This is a genomic window from Shigella sp. FC1544 (assembly GCF_001722145.1).
Taxonomy (GTDB): Bacteria; Pseudomonadota; Gammaproteobacteria; order Enterobacterales; family Enterobacteriaceae; genus Escherichia; species Escherichia coli.
This window is the reverse complement of the sequence record NZ_MECT01000131.1, coordinates 1-5,533: the sequence shown is the minus strand read 5'-3', so window position 1 is coordinate 5,533 and position 5,533 is coordinate 1. Positions and strand designations below refer to the sequence as shown.

At 50.2% G+C, this 5,533-nt stretch carries 3 protein-coding genes and 2 pseudogenes; 4 read left to right on the top strand and 1 reads right to left on the bottom strand.

Annotated elements, in window-relative coordinates; all coding sequences use genetic code 11:
- Nucleotides 1–300, top strand: a pseudogene (locus tag BGK49_RS08915) (IS1-like element IS1X2 family transposase); the annotation flags it as partial.
- A 298-nt stretch (nucleotides 301–598) separates the two neighbouring features.
- On the opposite strand, the gene apbC reads toward BGK49_RS08915, so the two are convergent.
- The gene (gene apbC, locus BGK49_RS08910; RefSeq protein WP_001005448.1) at nucleotides 599–1,708 is read right to left on the bottom strand and encodes an iron-sulfur cluster carrier protein ApbC; all 1,110 of its coding nucleotides are present in this window, start codon (nucleotides 1,706–1,708) and stop codon (nucleotides 599–601) included.
- A 131-nt stretch (nucleotides 1,709–1,839) separates the two neighbouring features.
- On the opposite strand from apbC, the gene metG reads away from it, so the two are divergent.
- From metG to BGK49_RS26040, 3 genes and pseudogenes are all read left to right on the top strand, one after another.
- Nucleotides 1,840–3,873 carry a methionine--tRNA ligase gene (gene metG, locus BGK49_RS08905; RefSeq protein WP_005042702.1) on the top strand — a complete coding sequence of 678 codons (2,034 nt, stop codon included), beginning with the start codon at nucleotides 1,840–1,842 and terminating at the stop codon, nucleotides 3,871–3,873.
- A 140-nt stretch (nucleotides 3,874–4,013) separates the two neighbouring features.
- Nucleotides 4,014–5,330: pseudogene (locus BGK49_RS08900) on the top strand (WGR domain-containing protein); the annotation flags it as partial.
- A 56-nt stretch (nucleotides 5,331–5,386) separates the two neighbouring features.
- Nucleotides 5,387–5,533: IS1 family transposase (locus tag BGK49_RS26040; RefSeq protein ID WP_001393286.1), on the top strand; the 147-nt coding region annotated here is incomplete at its 3' end.

The following is a 5,533-nucleotide window of genomic DNA, read 5'->3' as shown; positions in this document are numbered from 1 at the left end:
ACGGTTGTGGCGCACGTCTTCGGTGAACGCACTCTGGCCACACTGGAGCGTCTTCTGAGCCTGCTGTCGGCCTTTGAGGTCGTGGTATGGATGACGGATGGCTGGCCGCTGTATGAATCACGCCTGAAGGGAAAGCTGCACGTTATCAGCAAGCGTTACACTCAGCGCATTGAGCGACATAATCTGAATCTGAGACAACATCTGGCAAGGCTGGGACGGAAGTCACTGTCGTTCTCAAAATCGGTGGAGCTGCATGACAAGGTCATCGGACATTATCTGAACATAAAACACTATCAGTAAGTTGGCAGCATTACCTGACAGCCAATACTTATTCATTGAACGTTATCCCTGTAGTAAAGGTTATGCCTGGATAGAATGAGTGCATAACAAACTATAGCTGTACATCCACTACACAGCCACGAAGGATGATAATGAAGCATTGCCTGTACGATCAATCGACTTTGTAGAGTTTCGGACGAAGGTCCGCAGAATATTCGCAGTATTAAATAAGTGTTCATTAATGCGGCAAAAACAAATACACCGCATCAATATAACATCTCTGCGGTGTATGAAGAATAACCAGAATGGTTAATAGGCGTTAGACCGCGCGGAAGGAAATCTCGCCTGGAATGACTTCACCCTGCCAGTAGAGCTGAGCTGCAACGCGGTCAGCCAGCTGGCGGTAGATAGCGGTAAATTCGCTCTCCGGACGGCTGATAACCGTTGGCGTGCCTTTATCGAGATCCTCACGTAAGGAGATGTGTAACGGCATCTGCCCCAGCAGCTGTGTATGGTATTTTTCAGCCAGTTTCTCTGCACCACCGGTACCGAAAATCGGTTCATGGTGACCACAGTTACTGCAAATATGCACACTCATGTTCTCGACAATACCGAGCACCGGAACCTCGACTTTCTCGAACATCACAATGCCTTTTTTCGCATCGATCAACGCGATGTCCTGCGGGGTGGTGACCACGACTGCACCAGTTACTGGAATGTTTTGCGCCAGCGTCAATTGAATGTCACCGGTGCCTGGCGGCATATCAAGCACCAGATAGTCGAGATCCGGCCACAAGGTTTCCTGCAGCATCTGCATTAACGCCTTGCTCGCCATCGGTCCACGCCACACCATCGCATTGTCGTCAGTGACCAGATAACCAATTGAATTGGTTGCCAGGCCATGAGACATAATCGGTGCCATATGGGTACCGTCCGGCGAAGTTGGACGCTGATTTTCTGCGCCCAGCATGGTGGGAATTGATGGGCCGTAGATATCGGCGTCCAGAATGCCGACTTTCGCCCCTTCCGCCGCCAGTGCCAGCGCCAGGTTTACCGCCGTGGAGGATTTACCCACGCCGCCTTTACCGGAACTGACCGCAATGATGTTCTTCACGCCATTAATACCCGGCTGATTCTTCACGCGTTTTAAGGTGGCGATATTGTGCGACAGTTTCCAGTCGATAGCTTTCGCCCCGGTGATACGCAGCAGTTCGGCGCTACATTGCTCTTTTAACTCTTCAAACGCGCTATGCCAGACGAATGGCATAACCAGTTCCACATGCAACGTGTCGTCCATCCAGGCGACATGGTGCAACGCTTTCAGCGTGGTGAGGTTATGCTTCAGGGTTGGGTGCTGAAAATTGGCCAGTGTCCCGGCGACCATTGCGCGCAAGGCTTCTGGTGATTTGGCCTGGGATTGTTCGTTCATCCCGACTCCTTTTTTGTATAGATAAACCATCAGCTGATAGTTTACCTGAAGAATATAGAGAAGTACTTACTTAACATTTTCCCATTTGGTACTATCTAACCCCTTTTCACTATTAAGAAGTAATGCCTACTATGACTCAAGTCGCGAAGAAAATTCTGGTGACGTGCGCACTGCCGTACGCTAACGGCTCAATCCACCTCGGCCATATGCTGGAGCACATCCAGGCTGATGTCTGGGTCCGTTACCAGCGAATGCGCGGCCACGAGGTCAACTTCATCTGCGCCGACGATGCCCACGGTACACCGATCATGCTGAAAGCTCAGCAGCTTGGTATCACCCCGGAGCAGATGATTGGCGAAATGAGTCAGGAGCATCAGACTGATTTCGCAGGCTTTAACATCAGCTATGACAACTATCACTCGACGCACAGCGAAGAGAACCGCCAGTTGTCAGAACTTATCTACTCTCGCCTGAAAGAAAACGGTTTTATTAAAAACCGCACCATCTCTCAGCTGTACGATCCGGAAAAAGGCATGTTCCTGCCGGACCGTTTTGTAAAAGGCACCTGCCCGAAATGTAAATCCCCGGATCAATACGGCGATAACTGCGAAGTCTGCGGCGCGACCTACAGCCCGACTGAATTGATCGAGCCGAAATCGGTGGTTTCTGGCGCTACGCCGGTAATGCGTGATTCTGAACACTTCTTCTTTGATCTGCCCTCTTTCAGCGAAATGTTGCAGGCATGGATCCACAGCGGTGCGTTGCAGGAGCAGGTGGCAAATAAAATGCAGGAGTGGTTTGAATCTGGCCTGCAACAGTGGGATATCTCCCGCGACGCGCCGTACTTCGGTTTTGAAATTCCGAACGCGCCGGGTAAATATTTCTACGTCTGGCTAGATGCGCCGATTGGCTATATGGGTTCTTTCAAGAATCTGTGCGACAAGCGCGGCGACAGCGTAAGCTTCGATGAATACTGGAAGAAAGACTCCACCGCCGAGCTGTACCACTTCATCGGTAAAGATATTGTTTACTTCCACAGTCTGTTCTGGCCAGCAATGCTGGAAGGCAGCAACTTCCGCAAGCCGACCAACCTGTTTGTTCATGGCTATGTGACGGTGAACGGCGCGAAGATGTCTAAGTCTCGCGGTACCTTTATTAAAGCCAGCACCTGGCTGAATCATTTTGACGCCGACAGCCTGCGTTACTACTACACTGCGAAACTCTCTTCGCGCATTGATGATATCGATCTCAACCTGGAAGATTTCGTTCAGCGCGTGAATGCCGATATCGTGAACAAAGTGGTTAACCTGGCCTCCCGCAACGCGGGCTTTATCAACAAGCGTTTTGACGGCGTGCTGGCAAGCGAACTGGCTGACCCGCAGTTGTACAGAACCTTCACTGATGCCGCTGAAGTGATTGGTGAAGCGTGGGAAAGCCGCGAATTTGGTAAAGCAGTGCGCGAAATCATGGCGCTGGCTGATCTGGCTAACCGCTATGTCGATGAACAGGCTCCGTGGGTGGTAGCGAAACAGGAAGGCCGCGATGCCGACCTGCAGGCAATTTGCTCAATGGGCATAAACCTGTTCCGCGTGCTGATGACTTACCTGAAGCCGGTACTGCCGAAACTGACCGAGCGCGCAGAAGCATTCCTTAATACGGAACTGACCTGGGATGGTATCCAGCAACCGCTGCTGGGCCATAAAGTGAATCCGTTCAAGGCGCTGTATAACCGCATAGATATGAAGCAGGTTGAAGCACTGGTGGAAGCGTCTAAAGAAGAAGTGAAAGCAGCTGCCGCGCCGGTAACTGGCCCGCTGGCAGATGATCCGATTCAGGAAACCATCACCTTTGACGACTTCGCCAAAGTTGACCTGCGCGTGGCGCTGATTGAAAACGCAGAGTTTGTTGAAGGTTCTGACAAACTGCTACGCCTGACGCTGGATCTCGGCGGCGAAAAGCGTAATGTCTTCTCCGGCATTCGTTCTGCTTACCCGGATCCGCAGGCACTGATTGGTCGTCACACCATTATGGTGGCTAACCTGGCACCACGTAAAATGCGCTTCGGTATCTCCGAAGGCATGGTGATGGCTGCCGGTCCTGGCGGGAAAGATATTTTCCTGCTAAGCCCGGATGCTGGTGCTAAACCGGGTCATCAGGTGAAATAATCCCCCTTCAAGGCGCTGCATCGACAGCGCCTTTTCTTTATAAATTCCTAAAGTTGTTTTCTTACGATTTTGTCTCTCTCTAACCCGCATAAATACTGGTAGCATCTGCATTCAACTGGATAAAATTACAGGGATGCAGAATGAGACACTTTATCTATCAGGACGAAAAATCACATAAATTCTGGGCGATTGAGCAGCAGGGAAACGAGCTGCATATCAACTGGGGCAAAGTCGGCACTAACGGGCAAAGCCAGATAAAAAGTTTTGCGGATGCTGCGGCAGCGGCAAAAGCGGAGCTTAAGCTGATCGCAGAGAAAACGAAAAAAGGCTATGTGGAAAATGCTTCAGCAAACGTGCATATCCCCCCCATTACCAAAGCCACTCCTGAAGTTGAAACTTCCCCTGAGAGTAAAAACCAACGCCCCTGGCTGGCTGATGATGCGGTCATTCGGCTAACTGACGATATTAATCGATTTGCTTTTCCTCATCGCTCTCGCCCCAGAGAGATCAATTATCTGCACAAAGATGGTCAAATATGGCAGCTCATCGCGAATAACACCAGGGCATATGATCCCGCCAACAATTACCGTTCTTATCCAGAAAACTGGCAGCAGGCTTTTGCTGAGTTACAAATGCGAGTTCAGGGTAATCAACAGACAGGGAGTGCACAATCTGATGCAGCATTGCTCTGGAGTTTCTGGAACTCTTACTCTGCAGATGAACTGGTCGATGACTTAGTCATTCGCTGTGGTCTGGAAAGTGCCGTTGAAATTGCCCTTCTCGCTCTTCAACTTAGATATAAACCAGTAAAAGGCGCAGTAACCACCATCATTCCACCTAATCACAAAGCAGAATCGCTGCCGAGTTGGCATCAACGTCTATGTCATCATCTTTCACTCGCTTCAGAAGATGAGTGGCAACGCTGTGTAGATAAAGTACTCGCCGCCATTCCGACGCTATCCCCAGCACGGCAACCTTTTGCGGCGTTACTGCTCCCCGAATGCCCGGATATTGCCAATGCTATGGCGCTACGTTATGCAGACCAAAACGTTCCGGCGATGACCTGGTTAAGTATGATGGTAAGCGATGATGTTGCCCTGGCCATCCAGGAAAAATATGGTTTCCCACCGCTATATAATGATTTCCGCAAATATCTGGCTACGTTGCTGGCAAATAATGGAATGCGTGGTGTAAGCCGGATTCTTCTCAAGCTACCTGTCGACTATCCCGTAAAATACACGGACCTTTTCACTCACATACACGCCAATGCTGAAGATCTTGTCAAATGGCTATGGAAAACGAATCACCCGGATGCGATTCAAATTCTGATCCTCGGTGTAAATGGCAAGAAAAAGCACCTGGAATACTTAAGCAAAGCCTGCCAAAAACATCCCGCTGCGGCTATTGCCGCTTATGCTACTTTGCTGGCAATACATGAAAATAATGAGTGGCGTAAAGGGTGATGCTGCCAACTTACTGATTTAGTGTATGATGGTGTTTTTGAGGTGCTCCAGTGGCTTCTGTTTCTATCAGCTGTCCCTCCTGTTCAGCTACTGACGGGGTGGTGCGTAACGGCAAAAGCACTGCCGGACATCAGCGCTATCTCTGCTCTCACTGCCGTAAAACATGGCAACTGCAGTTCACTTACACCGCTTCTCAA